Source organism: Sorangium sp. So ce1014 (assembly GCF_051521505.1).
In the GTDB taxonomy this organism is placed as follows: domain Bacteria; phylum Myxococcota_A; class Polyangia; order Polyangiales; family Polyangiaceae; genus Sorangium.
In genome coordinates this window covers 12,328,787-12,343,957 of record NZ_CP150356.1, presented here as the reverse complement: position 1 = coordinate 12,343,957, position 15,171 = coordinate 12,328,787, and the positions used below count along the sequence as shown (strand labels likewise).

Annotated in this window: 12 protein-coding genes; 5 read left to right on the top strand and 7 right to left on the bottom strand. The window is 72.1% G+C overall.

The features are described from left to right. Nucleotides 1-116: 116 nt before the first annotated feature. The 3 genes from chrA to WME75_RS46455 all read right to left on the bottom strand — a co-directional run bounded on the left by chrA (nt 117) and on the right by WME75_RS46455 (nt 3,997). Nucleotides 117-1,304: a chromate efflux transporter gene (chrA, locus tag WME75_RS46465; protein WP_437484928.1), complete on the bottom strand. Its 1,188-nt coding sequence runs from the start codon at nt 1,302-1,304 to the stop codon at nt 117-119. 101 nt (nt 1,305-1,405) lie between these two features. Next, nucleotides 1,406-3,571, bottom strand: coding sequence for a VWA domain-containing protein (locus tag WME75_RS46460; RefSeq protein WP_437484926.1), 2,166 nt, complete (start codon nt 3,569-3,571; stop codon nt 1,406-1,408). Between the two features lie 231 nt (nt 3,572-3,802). Next, the gene (locus WME75_RS46455) at nt 3,803-3,997 is read right to left on the bottom strand and encodes a DUF5522 domain-containing protein (protein ID WP_437484925.1); all 195 of its coding nucleotides are present in this window, start codon (nt 3,995-3,997) and stop codon (nt 3,803-3,805) included. Between the two features lie 132 nt (nt 3,998-4,129). Between WME75_RS46455 and WME75_RS46450 the strand changes: the two genes are divergently transcribed. After that, on the top strand, nt 4,130-6,091 hold the full coding sequence (locus WME75_RS46450) for a hypothetical protein (protein ID WP_437484923.1): 1,962 nt from the start codon (nt 4,130-4,132) through the stop codon (nt 6,089-6,091). 35 nt (nt 6,092-6,126) lie between these two features. Here WME75_RS46450 and efp read toward each other — a convergent pair whose 3' ends face one another. After that, nucleotides 6,127-6,690, bottom strand: a complete 564-nt coding sequence (efp, locus tag WME75_RS46445; RefSeq protein ID WP_437484921.1) for an elongation factor P — start codon at nt 6,688-6,690, stop codon at nt 6,127-6,129. 185 nt (nt 6,691-6,875) lie between these two features. Here efp and WME75_RS46440 point away from each other — a divergent pair, with 185 nt between their 5' ends. Continuing rightward, on the top strand, nt 6,876-7,736 hold the full coding sequence (locus WME75_RS46440; protein WP_437484919.1) for a tetratricopeptide repeat protein: 861 nt from the start codon (nt 6,876-6,878) through the stop codon (nt 7,734-7,736). Nucleotides 7,737-7,791: 55 nt separating this feature from the next. On the opposite strand, the gene WME75_RS46435 is transcribed toward WME75_RS46440, so the two are convergent. Both WME75_RS46435 and htpG read right to left on the bottom strand, forming a co-directional pair. Next, nucleotides 7,792-8,814 (bottom strand): hypothetical protein, encoded by a 1,023-nt coding sequence (locus WME75_RS46435; protein ID WP_437484917.1) that lies wholly within the window; start codon nt 8,812-8,814, stop codon nt 7,792-7,794. Nucleotides 8,815-8,984: 170 nt separating this feature from the next. Then, a complete protein-coding gene (htpG, locus tag WME75_RS46430; protein WP_437484915.1) occupies nt 8,985-10,976 on the bottom strand; it encodes a molecular chaperone HtpG in 1,992 nt (663 codons plus the stop codon). 387 nt (nt 10,977-11,363) lie between these two features. On the opposite strand from htpG, the gene WME75_RS46425 reads away from it, so the two are divergent. Then, nucleotides 11,364-12,515, top strand: a complete 1,152-nt coding sequence (locus tag WME75_RS46425; protein ID WP_437484913.1) for a hypothetical protein — start codon at nt 11,364-11,366, stop codon at nt 12,513-12,515. Between the two features lie 207 nt (nt 12,516-12,722). Beyond that, complete coding sequence (hisN, locus tag WME75_RS46420; RefSeq protein ID WP_437484911.1) at nt 12,723-13,520, top strand: histidinol-phosphatase; 798 nt, start codon at nt 12,723-12,725, stop codon at nt 13,518-13,520. 43 nt (nt 13,521-13,563) lie between these two features. Here hisN and WME75_RS46415 read toward each other — a convergent pair whose 3' ends face one another. Next, nucleotides 13,564-14,259: a TetR/AcrR family transcriptional regulator gene (locus tag WME75_RS46415; RefSeq protein WP_437484909.1), complete on the bottom strand. Its 696-nt coding sequence runs from the start codon at nt 14,257-14,259 to the stop codon at nt 13,564-13,566. Nucleotides 14,260-14,376: 117 nt separating this feature from the next. Between WME75_RS46415 and WME75_RS46410 the strand changes: the two genes are divergently transcribed. Then, a complete protein-coding gene (locus tag WME75_RS46410) occupies nt 14,377-15,000 on the top strand; it encodes a hypothetical protein (protein ID WP_437484907.1) in 624 nt (207 codons plus the stop codon). Nucleotides 15,001-15,171 lie beyond the last annotated feature (171 nt).

The following is a 15,171-nucleotide window of genomic DNA, read 5'->3' as shown; positions in this document are numbered from 1 at the left end:
CGCGGGCGAGAGGCGCAAGGGAACAGAGATAGAATGATATTCTTCTCCCCCCTTGCGCCCCTTGCGCCCCTCTTCCCATGAGTCGATTTTAGCGGAATTTCAATGCGATCGGCGTTCTAGAGATGAACGGAGAGGACGCCGAGCGCCGCGCCGGCCAGGATGAGCCAGAGCGAGCTCACGCGGTAACGAACGAGGAGGAGCGCCGCGACGAGGGCCAGGGCGCCGGTGAGCCAGTCGACCACCGCCGCGCGGGCGAGGCGGTAGGAGACGACCGCCATCAGCGCGAGCGACGCCGCGTTCACGCCGTCAAGGAAGGCCGAGGCCACGGCCGAACGGCGGAGGCGGGGGATCAGCGGGCCGCTCAGCGCGACGAAGAAGAACGCCGGAAGGAAGATGCCCACCGTGGCGACCAGAGCGCCCGGGACGCGGCCAAGGAGATATCCGATGAACGTCGCCGTCGTGAAGACGGGACCGGGCGTCACCTGGCCGACCGCCACCGCGTCGAGCAGCTGCGCCTCGGTCATCCACCCGTATCGCTCGACGAGGTCCGCGCGGAGGAACGCGAGGAGCACGTAGCCGCTCCCGAAGAGGACCGAGCCCACCTTGAGAAAGAACAGGAACAGGGGCAGGAGCCCGAACGGGACGGCCGCGGCCGCGGCCGTCGCGGCGCCCCCGACGAGCGGGACCGCAAAGGCCGCCACGCCGGGAGACGGGCCCGCAGGACGCCCGGCCGCGAGCCGGTGCGCCACCGCGAGCGCGCCGGCGCCGGCCAGGACCGCGAGCTCGTGGACGCCGAGCAGGTTCGCGCCCGCGCAGAGCGCCGCGAGGCCCATCGAGCGCTTCGAGCGCAAGCCGGCGCGGCCGAGACCCCAGAGCGCCTGGACCACCACCGCGATGATCACCGGCTTCACCCCGTAGAGGAGCGCCGACATCTCCGGCACGGCGCCGAACCGGACATAGCCCCACGCGAACCCGAGCGTGATGAGCGCCGCCGGGACAATGAAGCACGCGCCGGCCACGAGCAGCCCCGCCCAGCCGGCACGGCGGTGCCCGATGTGGATCGCGAGCTCGGTCGAGCTGGGTCCCGGGATCAGGTTCGTCACACCGTAGAGATCGAGGAAGTCCTCGCGCGTCATCCAGCCGCGCCGGCGGACCACCTCGTCCTCCATCATCGCGACATGGGCCGCGGGGCCGCCGAAGGCCGTGGCGCCCAGCCGGAAGAAGAGCCGCGCGAGCTCCCAGAGCGCCGCGCCGCGGGTCTCCCCGGGCGCCCGGCCCCCCCCGCTGACCGAGCCTTCGACCATGACCGTGATGTACCAGAAGCGGGCCACGAACGGCCTCGAGAGCGCCGCCAGGGCGACCGCTCGGCGGCTCCGGGCGCGTGCCGGCGAGCGCCGGCCGCTCGTCACTGGATGGGGGGCTCCGGGATCTCCGGCGGAACGAGGAAGAAGACCTTGCGGGTGCTCAGCGTGGTCACGCCGTCGCCGGTGACGACGATGTTCGCCGTGAACACCTGCGGCTTCGTCGTCGGGGGCACCGAGACGTTGACCTTCGGGATCACGTCGAAGCAGACCGTCGGCCCCGGGAACACGTTGGCGAAGGTGTCCGCGACGCGGTCGAGGTTCCTGTCCACGACCCTGAGGTCGGAGGTGCAGGGCTCCGGAGCCATGTTGTTCGCGATGATCCTGTCGACGAACGCGCTCACGGCGTCGACCGAGTCGGTCTCGTCGTCCTGCTCCGCCGCCGAGATGTCGAGCGTGATGTAGGTCGTGAGCACCTTGATCGCCTGCACGACAGCCAGGCTCAGGCCGGCGCCGCTGCTGGCGACCTGGAACACGAGCGGGCACTTGCCGTGGGCGGCCGCCACGCCCCTCCCGTCCGCGCCGGTGCAGCACTGGTCGACCGCGCACCCCGCCGGGCGGTTGCCCTCAGGCCCCCACGCCGTCGGCGGAACCACCGAGCCCGTCGCCAGCGCGCCGGCCGTGAACTCGGCCGTCGCCTCGCTCTCGTCGGAGGTCGTCACCATGCCGATGAGGCGGCCGCCCAGGCCGGTCACCGCGTTCAGCGCCTGCGTGTAGTCCGGTGACGAGTGCGTCGAGTAGTTGTACTCCACCATCCTCCCGTTGTGGCTCGGCGCGTCGGAGATCATCACCACGATGGGCAGCGAACCGGCGCGGAAGCCCACACCGCCGAGGATTCCGACCGACTCGCCTGCCGGGATCGCGCTCGGCGGCGCGGTCATCGGGTTGAACGCAGGCACGCTGGAGCCTCCCGCGTTCGTGCCCACCCCGGTGGCGATCTGATAGAGAGCCTCCCAGCCGCTCTCCGGAATATCGCCGCCACCCGCGGCCGAGAGGGAGTTCACCGCGGACTGCACCGATTCCCGCCCTTCCGGCGTGAGGACGCTCATCACCCGGTGCTGCAGATAGAACGGCCGATCGGTGAACTCCCCGTACGGACGGCTCGGAAAGTCCCTGTAGTGAGTCACCCCGAGGCCGATGCTCGGGATCTCCTCGGCGAGCTGCTCGATGATCTCCTGGAGCCTCTCCCTCAAGCTCGCGATCACATCGTCCATCGAGTCGGTGGTATCCATCGCGAACACCACGTCGGCCTGCGAGATGTTGGTCGAGAAATCGAGCGTGTCCTGCGCCGGATCCGGATCGGCCCGATAGGGCACGACGAACACGAAGTCCCCGTTGGCCTGCGGGTTATCCAGGTCGTCGTTCGGGTTCGTGCCGGCGGAGTGCTCGATGAGGTCGCTCACGCCGTCCTCGTCCGTGTCCTCGCTCGCGATGCTGGACTCGCCCGGGTCGAGCACGCCGTCGCAGTTGACGTCCTCGAGCTGGTCGAGGAGGCCGTCGTTGTCGCTGTCCAGATCGAAGAAATCGCCCCCGCCGTCGTTGTCGCTGTCGATGGGCGGATGTTCGCGCTCGCCCTCGCCCCGCTCGACCGAATCGGGCCGGCAGTCATCGTCCGAGTCGAGATCCCGGAACGCCGGGATCCCATCGCGGTCGGCGTCGAGATGTCGCTCGAACCGATCCAGGATGCCGTCCTTATCGGAGTCGGTGTCGCGGAAGTCAGGCCACCTGTCGCCGTCGGTATTCACCGGGTCGAGCGGGTCCGCTCCCAGCTCGTCCTTGTCGAAGAGGCTGTCACCGTCATCGTCGAGGTCCGCGTAATCGGCCCTGCCGTCGCCGTCGAGGTCGTCCTCGCCGTCCTCTCCGTCGGGGCGACCGTTGTTGTCGGAGTCCTCGTCGCGAAAATCGGGCACGCCATCGCTGTCGCTGTCAGGCGGCCCGGTTTGCCCCAGGCGGAGGGCGCCCTCGACCTCATCGGACACGCCGTCGTCGTCCGAGTCGGTGTCCTCGAAATCCGGCACGCCGTCGTCGTCCGTGTCGACCGCCTCGTCGCGCCCCTCCTGCGCGTCGCTGATGCCATCGTCATCCGTGTCCTCGTTCGTCAGCTCCGGGTCGACCGCCGGCGGCGGCGTTTTGTCGTCCGGCGCGGCGTCGCAGCCGACAGGCACCGAGAGCAAGAGGCAGTAGAGCAGAGGGCGAAGACTGCGACACATAGGAACTCCTGCGCGAGCGTGGGATGCGAAATCCTAGACGCTTCGCACAATCCGGATCAACCGGCATTCCCTCGCGAGCGCGAGCCTCCACCGTCATCGACAGCACGCCGACGTGTGGCGCAGAGATCGCCGCGGACCGGCGGCACGTGCGAGCCGCGCAACAGAGACCGCCATATCGCCTCATGCGTTGACGGCGGAACGCCGCGCTCCGCCGCGGGCGCGGCCTCTGCTTCAGAGACGCTTCAGGCGAGGTGCCATGACGGTTATCGATTCCGTCGGCGCGCTCTCACGATAAGGGCAATGACGGCATTTCGAGTTACAGCAGTATCCCCGCTTCAGGTGATACGCCTCCGTGAACACCACCCGGCCTCCCTCGAGGTAATAGTCTTCGCCTTCGATGGCCCTGGGAGGTTTCGGCCCGCGCATCTGCCCTCGATCAAGCTACTCCGAAACGCGCGCCGGCGCCATCCGCCCCGGGGCGCGCCGGCGCCACGACGCCCGCGCGCCGCCCGTGCTACGCCTGCGCCGCCCGCCGCTGCTCCGGCGGGTCCGCCCGCGATGCCCGATCGATCCTGCTCGAAGCTCCTCCGCGCCCTGCTCCCGCTCCTCGCCGCCACCGGCTGCGACGGCTGCCCGAGCTCCAAGCCCTACACGCCCTACACGCTCGGCTCGGCGGCGCCCTCCGGCTCCCCGCCCCCGCTGAGCGGCGTCCGCCCCGGCGCCCCGGACCTCGATGCCAACGCCGGCGCGCCCGACGCCGGCGCGCCCGACGCCGCCGCCCCGCCCCGGTTCGCGGCCGTGCCGAGCGTCCCGGCGCCCGAGGGCGGCAAGCGGTGGCCCCTCGACGGCGGCGCCGTTGTCGCCGCGCCGACCGGGCGCACCTTCGAGACCGGCCTCCTCCTCGACCTCGACGGGGACGGCGCGCGCGATCTCGTCGCCTGGACGCGGGCGCCCGACGGCCTGCGCGGCGAGCTCCTTGTCGCGCCCGCCGCGCGGCCCCAGGCGCTGCGCACGCTCACCGCGCTCCCAGGCGATCTCGCCGCGCAGGGGTGCACCCCGCGCGTCGGCCTCAGCCAGATCGGCCCCTCGACGCTCGCCCTCGATTTCGCGCCGCAGTGCGCCGATCCGCAGCGCGCCGCCGGCGCGGGCGCCACGCGCTGGATCGCCGTGATCCGCCTGCCCGGGTCCGCCGCGGGCACGGGCGCGCCGCCGGAGCTCGCCCTGGAGCTCCGCCTCCGCGCGCCGCCGCCGGCGGAAGCGCTCTCCGCCGCCCTCGAGGTCGTCGACCACGACGCGGACGGCCGCGACGACCTCGTCGTCTCCGTCGGAATCGAAGGCGCGCTGCGCCCGTTCCCCGCCCCGGCGGGCGCCGCCTCCGAGCTCCGCGCCCCGCTCGTCTTCCTCGATCGCCCCGCCGGCCTGTCGCGCGACGCGGCGCAGCCCGGCGAGACGCTGCGCGCCCTCGCCGCCTCCCTGCTCCGCGACGCGCGCGGCAAGTCCACCGCGCCGGCCGTGGCCGCCTCCGCCCAGCGGCTGCGCCGGCTCCACGCGCTCCTCTGCGCGGACGCCGCGGGCGGCGGCGGCGCCATCGCCGGCCGCGACGCCGCGCGCGCCGGCGAGGCCCGCGTCTGGACGGGCGCCGGCCCGGTGCGCTGCGGTGAGCCGGGGCTCGCGGCGGCGATCGACCACGCCGAGGCGGTCGCGGCGTCGACGCGAGGCGCGCCGCTCGCGGCCGTCGCGGCGCTCGACCGCGGCGGCGCCGAGCCCCGCACCAAGGAGGAAGGCAAGCTCCTCGCGAAGCTCGCGCCGCCGGTGACCCCGAGCGCCGTGTACCGCACCGCCGCCGCCCCGCAGCCGACCCGGCCCGGCGCCTTCGGCCCGCTCGCGTTCGAGGCGAGCGGCGCCCTGCTCGTCCGGACCGCGCAGGGCGTCGTCCGCGTCGACCCCGCGGCGTCCACCGAGTCCGCGACGGACATCCCCCCCTGGCCCACCGCCGTCCGCGCCGGGCCCGCGGAGCTCGTCGCCGTCGAGCGGCGCTGCGACGCGCCCACGCTGCTCGCGCTCTTCCGCAGCTCGCCCGACGCCGTCGGCGAGATGGAGGTCCCCCTCCCGCTGCTCCGCGGCCAGGGGCCCCGCGCCCGGGCGGGCGCGGCCTCGCCCGAGCGCTGCGCCGGGACCGAGCGGCTGCCGTACTCCCCGCTCGCCGCGTCCGAGGGCGGCTTCGACATCGCCCTCGGCGCCGCGCTCGTCTCGATCGACCTGCGCGCGGCGGCGCCGGCCTCGTCCGCGCTCTCGTTCCCGCTCACCACGCCCGCCCCGCAGGGCGCGGCGCGGTCGCCGGACGGCACGACGCTCGCGGTCCCCGCCGCCGGCGGGCTCCTCGTGGCGACGGCCGGCGGCGCCGCGCGCCTCTGGTCGGGCGGCGACCTCGCGCAGGCGACCGCGTGCGCGCCGGCCAACGGAGGCGCCCGCGTCGCGTGCGTCGCCGGCGCGGCCGCGGTGATCTTCGAGGCGAAGTGACCCCCGCGGCCGTGGCCCCGGGGGTCAGCCGAGGGTCAGCCCTTGTTGACGCGCTCCAGGTACTTGCCGTCGGCCGTGTCGATCTTGATCCACTCGCCCTCCTTCACGAAGAGCGGGACGTTCACGGTCGCGCCGGTCGACACCGTGGCGGGCTTCGTGGCGCCGCTCGCCGTGTCGCCCTTCACGCCCGGCTCGCTGTTCACGATCTGGAGCACCACGTGCGGGGGCATGCTGACGCCGATCGGCTGCCCGTTGAACAGGGTCACATCGATTGACATCCCGTCGCTCAGCCACTTCGAATCGTCGCCGATCTTCTCGCCGGGGACCGTGAGCTGCTCGCCGGTCGCCGCGTCCATGAACACGAAGTCGGTGCCCTCGGGATAGATGTACTGGAGGCTGCGCTCCTCCACGTCCGCCGGCTCCAGCTTCTCGCCCGATTTGTACGTGCGCTCGAGCACCGCGCCCGTCGCCATGTTCCGGATCTTGACGCGGGTGAACGCCTGCCCCTTTCCCGGCTTGACGAACTGGAAGTCGATGACCGAGTAGGGCTGGCCGTCGACCATCATCTTGAGGCCTTTTCGGATGTCGCTTGTGTCCATGGGCAGAGCTTCCTGGTAGCGTAAGGGCGGCCTGTCGGCGAGGCCGGGGATCCGCGTCATCGGCCCCCTGGCGCGGCCCGGGAGTCCGCCTTCGCGGCCTCCGGGGCGCGGCTGAGGGGTCCGCGTCGCGGCCCCCTTAGCACGAGCGCGGCCCCCTGCACAGCGCACGGTTTCAGGACCTGAAAATGCACGACTTCGACGACGAGCTCCGGGAGATCAAGCGTGAGATCGTGGAATCCCGTGGGCTCATCATCAAGACGAACAACCTCACGAACGCCCTCGCGGCGGACCTGAAGAGCATCTCCAAGCGCCAGATGGTGTACGAGCGGCGCGCCTTCTGGAACAGCGCGAGCGCGAACCTGCTCTTCGTGATCGTGGTGATCGGCGTGGTCAAGCTCGCCTGGGACGCGCGCGTCGACGCCGTCCAGGCCGAGACGAAGGGCGCCCGGGACCGCATCGCGAAGCACGAGGCGGATCTCAAGGAGATGCAGCAGCGGAGCGACGCGCGCGCCAAGGCCGAGAGCGACGCCGCGGCCTTCTACGAGCTCATCCGTGCCGAGCGGCGGCAGGAGGTGCTCGAGGGGTTCGAGGCGCTGCGCAAGGCGCCGCTCACCCGGGCCGAGCTCGCCTTCTTCACGGACTCGGTCGACAAGGCGCGCGCGGAGCTCTCGATCAAATCGTACCAGACGGGCCTCGATCACATGCGGACGGGCCGCTGGCACGAGGCCGCGGTCGCCTTCGAGGACGCGATCCGCCAGAAGGAGACCGCGGCGCACACCCCGTCGGCCCGCCTCAACCTGGCGCGCGCCTACCGCCGGCTGAACCGGCAGCGCGACGCGATCCCGCTGCTCATGACGCTCTCCGAGGCGTCGCCCGACCGCGAGGTCATGGATGACGCGACCTTCCTCCTCGCCGAGTGCCTCCTCGACATCCAGGCCTGGAACGACGCGAAGACGACGCTGCGGTCGTTCATTCGCCGCTTCCCGGACAGCGCGTACATCAACGACGCGCGCCTCGCGCTGGCCGACGTCTCGCTCCGGCACTGACGCCGCCGCGCCCGGCGCTGACGCCCGCCGTCGGGCGCCGGCGCGGCGCGGCGCCTCAGGACGGGGGGCGCACGTCGATCTGGCGCGGCTCGTTCTTCTTCTTGAACCAGCTGGATCGGAGCTGGCGGCGGAGGCCTGACGCGAACAGGCAATCGCGGAACGCGTTCTGCTGGAACGTCACCGCGCTGTGCGCGAGCGCGGTCTCGATGAAGATCGCGCGGCCGTTCAGGAGCTGCTTGCGCGAGAGCTCGCCCGGGCGGCGCTCGTGCAGGCAGGCGACGCCCCGGGCCTCGAGCGCGCGCTCGAGCTCGAGGTTGAGCCGCCGCACGTCGCCCGCGACGAAGTGGCTGATGAGCTTGTGCCTGTCCCGCCCCGACCTGTCCTTCCGGGCGAGCACCCAGTCGCGGAACGCGTCGACTTCCCCGTACAGCGCGTCGAACAGGTACACCTCGTTCACCTCGCAGCCGCCGTGGCGGAGGCACGCGGCCGCGACGCGGTACCCGCCCGAGTGCGCCGACAGGCAGAGCATCCCGAGCTTCGCCTGCCGCGGGACGGCGCAGTCGCCGAGCGCCCGCCGCGCGGACGGGCCCGCGAGCACCGCCGCGAGCTCGCCGCACAGCCGCCGGAGGCCGCCCGGCTGCCCCAGCTGGCCCGGGGGCGACTCGGCGGCGTTCACCGCGCCCTGTGGCACGACGAGCACCGCGTTCTGCTTGCTCTCGTGGAGCTGCTCGCGGAGCTTGTGCGCCGCGATGGCCCGCTCCGCGGTCGTGACGTGACCGTGGAAGTGCATCACGAGGTCGAGCTCACCGCTCTCCGGCGCGCGGTAGTGGGCCGGCACGAAGACCAGCACCGTCGCGTCCCTGTACGGGGCCCCGTCGCAGGGAAACGGCGCGTGCGACAGCTCGAGCTTCAGCGTCACGCCGAGGTCCGAGGCCTCGACGCGCTTCACCTTCGAGGCCCCCCTGGCGAGCGCCGGCGCCGGCCCGAAGAGCCCCGGCGCGGCCACCGCGCCTGCCGCCGCGCCGAGCGCATGGAGAAAGGTCCGACGGCTGAGCGAGGGAGTTGCGAAGCGGGACATCCTGGCGACCTCGTCCGATGCCACCCGCGCGTACCCCGGGCGCCCGATCCGGGCCAAGAAACCGAGAGGACGCCGGCGCCCGGAAGCAAGAACGCCAAGAGAACTTCTCCCCTTGGCGTGCTTGGCGTTCTTGGCGTCTCGGCGGCTTCCTCTTCAGCTCGCCCGCCGCTTCATGGCTGGCTGCTGACCGCCGCCGTGCTCACCTGAGCGAGGAGGTCCTGGATGCGCCGGACGAGCTTCGCCGGCTCCTGCACCACGCCCTCGACGAGGAGGGCCTGGTCGAGGAGGAGCTCGGACCACTGCTGCACCCGCTCCGAGCCGGGCTCGCGCCCTGCCAGGATGTTGAGGTTCTTCACCACCGGGTGGCCCGGGTTGAGCTCCAGGATCCGCTTGGATTCCTCGGTGCTCTGGTCGATGAGCTTCATGATCCGCTCGAGGTTCGCCCCTGGGTCGCCCTCGGCGGCGACGAGGCAGCTCGCGCTGTCGGTCAGGCGCCGCGAGATGCGCACGTCCTTCACCCGGTCGCCCAGCGCCGCCTTGACCGCCGCCACGGCCGCGTCCACGGGCTCCTCCGGCTGGTCCTTCTTCTCCGGCTCGCCGCCGAGGTCGACGTCGCCGTGCGTCACGCTCTTGAGGCGGCGCTTGTCGAACTCGTTCAGCGCCTTCACCAGCCACTCGTCGACCGGATCCACGAGGAAGAGCACGTCGTAGCCGCGCTTCCGGAACGCCTCGAGGTGCGGGCTCTGCTCCACCGCGCGGCGGCCGAGCCCCGTCACGTAGTAGATCTCCTTCTGCCCCTCCGGCATCTTCTCCACGTAGTCGCGGAGCGAGATGAACTTGCCGTCCTCCGTGTTCATCGACTCGAACCTGCAGAGCTCGGCGATCGCGTCCTTGTTCTTCCAGTCGCTGGTGGCCCCTTCCTTGACGACCCGGCCGAACTCCTTCCAGAAGGTCGCGTAGCGCTCGGGATCCGACTCGGAGAGGTCCTTCAGCGACTTGAGCACCTGCTTGACGATCTGCTGCTCGATCTGGGAGAGCGTGCGGTTCTCCTGGAGCATCTCGCGCGAGACGTTCAGCGAGAGGTCCTCGGAGTCGACGACGCCGCGCACGAAGCGCAGGTACATCGGCGTGAGCTTGTCGCACTCCTCGACGATGAGGACCCGCTTCGCGTAGAGGCGCATCGCCCTGCGGTCCTTGTGGAACATGTCCGCCGCCGCCTTCTCGGGCACGTAGAGCAGGGCGTGGAACTGCACGGGCGCGTCGATCGACAGGTGCACCGTGAGCAGCGGCTTGTCGCCCTCGTGGCCGCCGGTCACGTGCCGGAAGAACTCCGCGTGCTGCTCCTCGGTGATCTGCGACTTGGGCAGCGTCCAGAGGGCGGCCGAGCGGTTCGCGACCTCGTCGTTCACCTTGATGGGGAAATGAACGAAGTCGGAGTACTTGCGGATGATCTCCTTGACCCGCCAGGTCTTCGTGTACTCGCGCGCGTCCTCCTTGAGGTGGAGGACGATCTTCGTGCCGGGGTGCTCGCGGTCGCCGGGGGCCACCGTGAAGGAGCCCGCGCCGGACGAGCGCCACAGGACGGGCTCGGCGCCCGGCAGCATCGAGCGGGTCTGCACGTCGACGCGCGAGGCGACCATGAACGCGGCGTAGAAGCCGACGCCGAACTGGCCGATGAGCTGGAGCTTGCCGCCGTCCTTCTTCTGCTTCGCGGTCTCGGCGTTGGCTTTCAGGAACTCCAGCGACCCCGAGCGGGCGATGGTGCCGAGGTTCTCCACCACCTCGTCGCGGGTCATCCCGATGCCGTTGTCCTCGATGGTGAGGGTCCGGGCGTCGTCGTCGAGCGTGATGAGGATCGCGGGCTCGCCGGCCTGCTCGGCGACGCCTTCGCGCGTGAGGGCCAGGAAGCGGCCCTTGTCGAGGGCGTCCGACGCGTTCGAGATGAGCTCGCGCAGGAAGACCTCCTGGTTCGCGTAGAGCGAGTTGATGACCAGCGCGAGGATCTGCTGCACCTCGGCCTGGAAGGGGAGCTCGACCGCGCCGGCCGCCGGGGCCTCCTCGGACGCGGTCGACGCGGGCGGCTGGGGGCTCGGAGCCGCGCCCGTGGGCTCGGCAGAGGGCGTGGCACCGCTGGTTTCGGGGTTCTGGCTTTCCGTGTTCATCTCGGCGACCAAATGGATCCGATTTTCGAAAGGGCAATCCCCTGGCGCGCTGCGGAGCGACCTGCGGACCCCGCCGCGGGGCGTCACCTTGCTCGGCGCTCCCCCTCTCCACGGCGCGCGCTCGCGAGGCGGCTCACGCAGCGGGGCTCACCAGCGATGGCGCTCGCTGCCGAGGTGGGGGCTCACGGGGTCACAGGTCGAGACCTGCCCCGAGGTCGGGCGCTGCGCGCCGGGCCCTGACGTTCAGGTCGCTGCACCGCAATCCCCGCATCCTCGCTCGGTTTTTCCGGAGGGTAAGGGTTTCGTCAGAAGGGCGGCGGCGCTAGATTCACCGAGATTGTACCCTCGCCGTCGGGGAGATCCGTTGTGGTAGCATTTCTCCGTGCAGTGGTCCGCGTTATCCCGATCGTCGGGGTAGTGGCGCTCGCGGGGTGCGGCGATCGGGGCAAGACGGCGGGCAACGAGAACGTGAAGCGCCCGCCCGCTCGGATGGAGTTCGACGGCTACGTTTACGTCCCGGCCGAGACGAGCGATTTCAAGATCCTCGAGCGCGTGCGGGCGCAGACGCGCTCGGTGTTCACGGGGCTGCGGCGGTCCCGGGTGATGGTGAGCCGGCGCGAGGTCCAGGGCGCGACAACGGACAACCTCGTCAAGGAGGCCGTGACCGTCGTCGATACGGCGTCGGGGCAGCGCAACATCGCGCTCCGCGTGCGCTACCGCTTCGTCGGCCGGCCGGAGGTCGCGAACAGCATCGACGATCGCAAGGAGATCGCGCTCGGGCTCCTGCACCGGGAGGACGACGCCGTCGCGGAGCGCGTGCTCCAGGAGTGCACGGCGAGCCCCGAGCAGAGGAAGGGGGGCAGCAGCGCCGTCGGCCTCGACTTCGACCCGTCCCTCCCGAGCTGCAAGGCCGCGATGGACGCGGAGCAGGCGGCGATCGACGCCGCGCGCGCGAAGGTGCCCGAGCTCGCCGGGGGGTCGGCCGAGGACACCGTGGTCACGGTCGAGGAGGTGCGGCGCCTGTACATCCCGACCCGGGTGACGGTCGAGCTCCGCGACCGGAAGCGGGGCGAGATCGCGCCGCGCTACGTCCCGCTGGACCGCCCCGAGGAGCCGGAGGGGGACGCGCGGATCGCGACCGCGGAGCCTTCCGGCGTCGAGCGTCCCGAGGAGTCCGGCGCCGAGCGTCCCGAGGAGCCCGGCGCCGAGCGTCCCGAGGGGCTCGAGCCGGCGGCGGTGATCATCGATCCGGATCTCGTGACGCGGCGGACGCCCGAGGAGCAGGCGCTGGCGGCCGAGGGCGCGCTGCTGCCGAACCTGCCCGCCGCCGGCGGCGCGAGCATTGAGGGCGGCAGGAGGCGGTTGCCCGCGGTCGTGGGCCCCGCGGCGGCGCAGGCGCAGCAGCGCAAGGTGGAGCCCGCGGGCGAGCGCTTCGAGATCCCGTTCGAGACGCTGGCCGATCCGAAGTTCCTGGTGGTGTGGCTGAGCCTCCTGATGGCGTACCCCATCCTCCGGGGCGATCCGCGGAAGCGGCGCTGACGCGGCGCCAACGCGTCGCCGCCGGGCGCGGACGCCGATGTCCTGGAGGGCGTCCCCGCCGCGGGGTTCGAGCCGCCCGGGTGAGGTGGGCGTGACGGCGCACCGGGCCTGAGCCTCGCGCCGCGCCCGTTGCGGTGCGCGCGCGCAGCGCGTACTGGATCGGGCCCTGGGGTTCGCTCCGCGGGGACCTCGAGGAGGACGGGGACGATGACGCCTTCCCAGGAACTTGTCGATCTGGCCGAGCGTCTGGCGGACGCGAGCGGCGCCGTGATCCGGCGGTATTTCCGCAAGGGCATCGAGGCCGACGACAAGGCGGACGCGAGCCCGGTCACGGTCGCGGATCGCGAGGCCGAGGCGGCGATACGGGAGCTGCTCGCGGCGCGCGCGCCGGGCCACGGGATCGTGGGAGAGGAGTTTGGCCGCGAGAACGACGGGGCGGAGCTCGTGTGGGTGCTCGATCCCATCGACGGGACGAAGGCGTTCCTCACGGGCAAGCCGCTCTTCGGCACGCTCATCGCCCTGCTGCACCGGGGGAGGCCGGTGCTCGGCGTCATCGACCAGCCCGTGCTCGGCGATCGCTGGCTCGGCGCCCTGGGCCGGCCGACGCTCTGGAACGGCAGCCCGGCGCGCGTCCGCGCCTGCGCAGGGCTCTCCCTGGCGCGCCTCTCCACCACGGGCCCGCAGTACTTCCCGCCCGCGGCGGCGCGCGCCTTCGGGGCGGTCGCGGCCCGGGCGAAGCTCCTGAGCTACGGCGGCGACTGCTACCAGTACGGCCTCGTGGCGAGCGGCAGCATCGACGTGGTCGTCGAGCACGGCCTCAAGCTCCACGACTTCGCGGCGCTCGTCCCCGTGATCACCGGCGCCGGCGGGATCATGACCGACTGGGAGGGGCGCCCGCTCGACGCCGCGAGCGCCGGCGATGTGGTGGCCGCCGGCGATCCGCGCGCCCACGCCGAGGTGCTCGCCGCGCTCCGCGCCGGCCTGCCGGAGCGGGACGCTCGCTGACGCTGCGAGGGCGCGGGCCGAGGCGGCGCGACCGGCCCGTGCCTCATGCCCGGAGCCCTCGGTGCTGGAGGGCGAGGGCGTTCTTCAGCACCGGGTCCAGCGCTGCGCCGAGCGTCACGAAGCCGCTGAGCCAGGACAGGAGCGCCGCGAAGTAGAGGGCGAACACGTTGTGCGCCGCGGCGAGCGGGTCGATGTCGCAGCCCACCTCGCCGCGCGCCTGGGCGTCGCGCACGAGCCCCGCGATGCGGTGCAGGAACGCGAACGTGAGGGCGTTCAGCCGCTCTCCGTTCGGGCCTGACGCGCCGGGGAAGGCCTTCACGAACGCCTGCGACACGACCGGCTGCTCGCCGTACATCGCGAACAGCTGCTGGAACACGTGGAGCAGCTGGGGCAGCAGGGGCTCTCTCCGCGGCAGCGTCTCGAACGCCGCGTCGACCGCGGCCGCGAGCCGGTCGTGCATCACCATCATGAGCAGGTCGGCCTTGTCGCGCGCGTGCACGAACACCGTCCCCGCCGCGACCTCGGCGCGCTCCGCCACCGCCTTGGTCGTCGTGCCGTCGTAACCGAGCTCGGTGAAGAGCGTCCACGCGGCGTCCCGGATCCGGCGGCGGGTGTCGAGCTTCTGCTGGGCGCGACCGCCGCGCTCGGACGCCGGCGCGGACGGCGCCAGGGCGACCGGAGCTCGCGGCGCCGCGGCTCGCTTCCGGCGTTTCGTCGCGCCTGGAATGACCTTGCTCATCGACAGGGCACTCTGTTGCCGCGGATGCCTCCCCGTCAAGCGGCGATCTCCTTGACAGAACGAGCGCAAAAAAATGACTATGGTCATTGACTGAAGTCATCGAACGAGGGTGGTGCCATGGCTCTGGTGCATTACGACGAAGGCCTCACGATGCGGGAGGCGCGGGCGCTCTACTTCGACGTGAACCGCTTCGGCGCGGACGGCGGGTACGGCGACGCGTGGGTCGACTTCAAGCTCGGACCGCTCCCCGTCCCGTTCCCGAACACCCGGGCGCGCGTGCGCGCCGTGCGTTACCACGACCTGCACCACGTGCTGACGGGCTACGACACGAACGCGATCGGCGAGTTCGAGATCTCGGCCTGGGAGCTCGGCGCCGGCTGCAAGGGCTTCGTGGCGGCCTGGCAGCTCAACCTGGGCGGCCTCTTCGCGGGGCTGCTCTCGGCCCCGCGCCGGACGGTCCGCGCGTTCTTCCGCGGCCGCCGCAGCGAGAGCCTGTATGGCCGTCCCTTCGAGGAGCTGCTCGACCGAGAGGTCGGGGAGCTGCGCAGGGAGATGCGCGTGGACGGGCCATCAGCCAGCCCGGCGGCGATCGACGTGCTCTGGCTGGTGCTCGCAAGCCTCGCGGGGATCGTGGTCGGCGTCCTCGGGTTCGCGACCGTGCTCGTCGTGGCGCCGATCGGGATCGTGAACCTCGCGCTGCGCCGGCACCGCGCGCGCAGCGCCGCGGAAGCCGGGGCCTGAGGGCCGGGAATTGCGATGATCCCGCGGCATCTCGCGTTCCGAACGGCTCGGTTCGGCGTGTTCCACCGGAACAGCCTCTCCGACGCCTTCAAAAGGTCGCACGCCGCCGCACGGCGCCTCTCCGAGCCGCCCGTCGAGCTTCTTGCCGGCGGCTGACCGCCTCCCGAGCCG

What these genes read in the sequence shown, in the direction of transcription:
- WME75_RS46455 (WP_437484925.1), bottom strand. Translation starts at nt 3,997, where the DNA reads ATGCGCGGGCCGAAACCTCCCAGGGCCATCGAAGGCGAAGACTATTAC.
- efp (WP_437484921.1), bottom strand. Translation starts at nt 6,690, where the DNA reads ATGGACACAAGCGACATCCGAAAAGGCCTCAAGATGATGGTCGACGGC.
- WME75_RS46435 (WP_437484917.1), bottom strand. Translation starts at nt 8,814, where the DNA reads ATGTCCCGCTTCGCAACTCCCTCGCTCAGCCGTCGGACCTTTCTCCAT.
- WME75_RS46450 (WP_437484923.1), top strand. Translation starts at nt 4,130, where the DNA reads ATGCCCGATCGATCCTGCTCGAAGCTCCTCCGCGCCCTGCTCCCGCTC.
- WME75_RS46410 (WP_437484907.1), top strand. Translation starts at nt 14,377, where the DNA reads ATGGCTCTGGTGCATTACGACGAAGGCCTCACGATGCGGGAGGCGCGG.
- hisN (WP_437484911.1), top strand. Translation starts at nt 12,723, where the DNA reads ATGACGCCTTCCCAGGAACTTGTCGATCTGGCCGAGCGTCTGGCGGAC.
- WME75_RS46415 (WP_437484909.1), bottom strand. Translation starts at nt 14,259, where the DNA reads ATGAGCAAGGTCATTCCAGGCGCGACGAAACGCCGGAAGCGAGCCGCG.
- WME75_RS46440 (WP_437484919.1), top strand. Translation starts at nt 6,876, where the DNA reads ATGCACGACTTCGACGACGAGCTCCGGGAGATCAAGCGTGAGATCGTG.
- htpG (WP_437484915.1), bottom strand. Translation starts at nt 10,976, where the DNA reads ATGAACACGGAAAGCCAGAACCCCGAAACCAGCGGTGCCACGCCCTCT.
- WME75_RS46460 (WP_437484926.1), bottom strand. Translation starts at nt 3,571, where the DNA reads ATGTGTCGCAGTCTTCGCCCTCTGCTCTACTGCCTCTTGCTCTCGGTG.
- chrA (WP_437484928.1), bottom strand. Translation starts at nt 1,304, where the DNA reads ATGGTCGAAGGCTCGGTCAGCGGGGGGGGCCGGGCGCCCGGGGAGACC.